The sequence below is a fragment of the Thermovirga sp. genome, from assembly GCA_012523215.1.
Taxonomy (GTDB): Bacteria; Synergistota; Synergistia; order Synergistales; family Thermovirgaceae; genus 58-81.
This window is the reverse complement of record JAAYIZ010000064.1, coordinates 1-3,826: the sequence shown is the minus strand read 5'-3', so window position 1 is coordinate 3,826 and position 3,826 is coordinate 1. Positions and strand designations below refer to the sequence as shown.

Here is a 3,826-nt window from a genome sequence, read left to right as displayed (position 1 = left end):
GGGGAGAGGCCCATATCGAGGAGGGGCGCAAGGGGAAGGACTTCATAGTCATCACCGAGATTCCCTACATGGTCAACAAGACGACCCTCCTGGAGTCCATCGCCAAGGGGGTCCAGGCCAAGACCATCGATGGCATAACGGACCTCAGGGACGAGTCCGACTGGCGGGGGGTCAGGGTCGTCCTGGAACTCGTGAGGGATGCCAACCACGAAGTCGTGCTCAGGCAACTCTTCCGCAGAACACCTCTCCAGGCCACCTTCGGGGTGATAAACCTCGCGCTGGTGGACGGGCGACCCGTGGAGATGTCCCTGCTCGCCATGCTGACGCTCTTCCTTGATTACCGCCGGGAAGTCATCCGCCGCAGGACCGTGTTCCGCCTTCGGAGAGCCGAGGAAAGGGCTCACATCGTCGAAGGCCTGGTCAGGGCCATCGACATCATCGATGCCGTCATAGCCCTCATCAAGTCATCGAAGGATCCCTCCAATGCCAGGGCGGGGCTAATCGAAAAATTGGGTTTCAGTGATACCCAGGCCCAGGCCATACTGGACATGAGACTCCAGCGGCTCACTAACCTTGAGAAGGGCAAGCTCGAGGAGGAGTACACTCGGCTCATAGCCGACATCGAAAAGTACAAAAGCATCCTCGCCAACCCCGCGACCCTCGATGGGGTCGTCAGGGAGGAACTGGTGGAAGTCCGCCGGGTTTTTGCCGATGACAGGAGGACGACCATCGTCGACGCCGTGGACGAGGTCTCCATCGAGGACCTGATACCCGAAGAGGAGATCGTCGTGGTTCTCTCCAGGGATGGCTTCTTGAGGAGGATGCCCCTTGAGCAGTATCGCCTCCAGGGACGTGGGGGCAAGGGAGTGAAGGGCGCCACGCCGAAGGTGGGGGACGAGGCGGCGATCATCTCCGTCTCCTCCACCCACAGGGATATATTCCTTTTCACGAACAGGGGGAGGGTCTTCGCCCTGAAAGGGTACGTCATCCCAGAGCCCAGAACCGGCAAGGGACGCCTCGCCAGCCAGTTCATCTCCCTCGAGAACGGCGAGTACGTGGTGGCCATGAAGGACAGGCACCTCCACGGCGCCAGCTTCGTGTTCTTCATCACTGTCAGGGGAGTGGCCAAGAGGCTCCCCGCCGAAGAACTGGAGAACCTGACCCGGGCGGGCAGGAGGGTGCTCTCCGTGGACGACGGCGACGAGATAGCGAGGGTGCGATTCACCAGCGGTAACGATGATGTATTAATAGTCACCGCCAAGGGGCAGGCCCTCCGGGTTTCCGAGACCGAATTCAGGCCCCTGGGCCGCCAGGCTAGGGGCGTACGGGGCATACGCCTTAAGCCGGATGACAGCGTGGTTGGTTGCGATATCGTGAAGCCCGGGCACCAGGTGCTCCTGGTCAGCGAGCTCGGCGTGGGGAAGAGGACCGGTTTCGACGAATTCATGCCCCACCACAGGGCCACCGGGGGATGCCGGGCCATGAGGATCTCCTCCAGGACTGGACGGCTCGTAGGAGCCTGGGGGCTGATGGATGAGGACCAGATCATCGTCATGACCAACAAGGGGCGGGTCATCCGCATGGATGTGGACGAAGTCTCCACCCTGAGGAGGACCGCCACCGGCTACAGGGTGGTAAAGGTCGCCGAGGGTGATATGGTGGCCGATATCAGTGTCATCAGGATCAGCGAGGGAGAGGGAGAGTAGGGGCCGATGCTCGCCTCCGAGGGCAGAAAACCTGTCCTGTTCTTCACCGCCGCGGCTGTGCTTTCGGCCGTGTTCCTGGGTGCTCTTGCAGGGTGCGCTTCCGGAGCGGTCGCGGTTTTTCTTGCCTGGTTCTTCAGGGACCCCGAGCGGACGCCTCCCGAGGAGAAAGATGCCTGGGTGAGCCCCGCTGACGGCAAGGTGACGGAGATCCGCTTTTCGGAACATCCCTTTACGGGCCGGAGCACCGTAGTGGGAATATTCATGTCTCCCCTGGATGTGCATGTGAACAGGATGCCCTTCGACGGAACCGTGACCTTCGTGGAGTACGTGCCGGGAAAGAAATGGATGGCCTTCAACCCCAAGGCCTCGCTTGAAAACGAAAGATTCTACCTGGGTTTCGAGACCCGGTCCGGCAGGGGGATGACCGTCCAGGTCGCCGGGTTCCTGGCCAGGAGGATAGTCTGTTCCAGGAAAAAGGGAGATGTCCTCTCTCGCGGAGAGCGCTTCGGCATGATAAAATTGGGCTCAAAAGTTGACCTGTATCTTCCGGAGGGCATTTCACCGGCCGTGGCCGTAGGGGCGAAGGTCAAGGCAGGGAAGACAGCGATAGGAGTGAGAAAATGATATGAGCCTAGAACGTAGGGGAAAATCCGTACCAATGAAGACCCTCATCCCTAACATGATTACCTGCGGAAACATGCTCAGCGGCATGCTCTCCCTGGTTCTGGCCTTCCACGGCCATTTCGTTCCGGCCTCGTGGCTGGTCTTCTTCGCCGTGTTCTTCGACTTCATGGACGGCAAGATGGCCAGGAAACTTGGAGGCAGCAGCAGTTTCGGCATGGAACTGGATAGCCTCGCCGACCTGGTTAGCTTCGGCGTGGCCCCGGCCATGATAATCTACTCGGTTTACCTCAAGGGTTTCTTCGGGGTTACGGGAGCTATCGTGGCCGCCTTCTTCGCCCTCTGCGGGGCGTTAAGGCTGGCGAGATTCAACGTTCACCATGTGGACGGGTCCTTCCAGGGCCTGCCCATCCCGGCTGGAGGCCACTTCCTGGTCTCCTTTGTCGTGGCGGGCATCCATCTCCCTCCCTACCTCATGACCGTCCTGGTCGCGGCGACGGGATTCCTGATGATATCCAGTGTACCCTTCGGGAACCTCAAGGCCCTGAAGCCCCACAACCTTAACAGGCACAAGGCGGTCTTCCTGTGGGCCTCAGCCTTCATGCTGATCGTGGTCCTCAGGAACAAAGCCCCCCTCGCGGGGATGCTGATCTATATTGTCAGCGGTTTCGCCGGGGTCGACTGGGGCAAGTGGCTCTCCCTGGAAGAGGTCCTGGACGAGGAGGACCTCCTGGAGGAAGATGCCTAGGATAAAAATGACAAGCACGGACCGGAGGTGAGGGGTCCCATGAATCATCTTGTCGGTTACCTTGTGGTGGGCGCCATCGCGGGATGGCTTGCCGGGAAGGTGTGGCAGGGCAGGGGCTTCGGCTTTTTCGGCAACCTGGGGGTTGGGGTGATCGGGGCCTTCATCGGCGGGGTCATCTTCAGTTCCATCGGAATCTATCCCATGGGCTTTATCGGTTCTCTCGTCATGGCCTTTGCGGGGGCGATCGTATTGCTGTTCCTGGTGGGTCTCCTCAAAGGCAAATGACCCTTTGGGGTGTCAACGAAGGCGGGAGGCCGGTCCGCGCACCGGCCCCCGCCTTTTTTTGTCAACCCATTCTCGAGAGCCTGGGCCAAATAATATAGATGGCGATAGTTGAAAGGATCAGGCTGGGCAGCATGAAAGAAGCGTTGTAGACGATGGAGTAGAGCCAGACGTTGGTCCCTTTTGGCGCGTAGGCTGCAAAGAAAATAACACCCGACAGGACGTGGCAGAAAAGTCGCGCCGAAGTCCCCAACGCAAGCCCTCCCCATAAGGGTTTCCTCCAGAGGGCGGCCAGCGCCAGGCCGGCAAAGGCCAAGGGATAGTCCAGCACTCCCTGGAGGGGATGGACCACGTAACCGCCCAGTATTAGTTGGAGAAAGCCCGCCACCGATCCAGCGCCGAGACCCGCCTTCAGGCCCCACCGGAGGGCGAAAAGGAAGAGGGGCACGTTCTCCAGCGTTATGGATCC

General features: G+C 60.1%; 5 protein-coding genes. 4 read left to right on the top strand and 1 reads right to left on the bottom strand.

What is annotated here, in order from left to right:
• The 4 genes from GX108_02080 to GX108_02065 all read left to right on the top strand — a co-directional run.
• On the top strand, positions 1-1,706 hold a 1,706-nt coding region (locus tag GX108_02080; protein NLO55835.1), incomplete at its 5' end, for a DNA gyrase subunit A.
• 6 nt (positions 1,707-1,712) lie between these two features.
• Positions 1,713-2,330 carry a phosphatidylserine decarboxylase gene (locus GX108_02075; protein NLO55834.1) on the top strand — a complete coding sequence of 206 codons (618 nt, stop codon included), beginning with the start codon at positions 1,713-1,715 and terminating at the stop codon, positions 2,328-2,330.
• A gap of 1 nt (position 2,331) precedes the next feature.
• Entirely contained in the window at positions 2,332-3,075 is a 744-nt protein-coding gene (pssA, locus tag GX108_02070; GenBank protein NLO55833.1) for a CDP-diacylglycerol--serine O-phosphatidyltransferase, read from the top strand.
• Between the two features lie 39 nt (positions 3,076-3,114).
• Positions 3,115-3,360 carry a GlsB/YeaQ/YmgE family stress response membrane protein gene (locus GX108_02065; protein ID NLO55832.1) on the top strand — a complete coding sequence of 82 codons (246 nt, stop codon included), beginning with the start codon at positions 3,115-3,117 and terminating at the stop codon, positions 3,358-3,360.
• 61 nt (positions 3,361-3,421) lie between these two features.
• On the opposite strand, the gene thiT is transcribed toward GX108_02065, so the two are convergent.
• On the bottom strand, positions 3,422-3,826 hold a 405-nt coding region (gene thiT, locus GX108_02060), incomplete at its 5' end, for an energy-coupled thiamine transporter ThiT (GenBank protein NLO55831.1).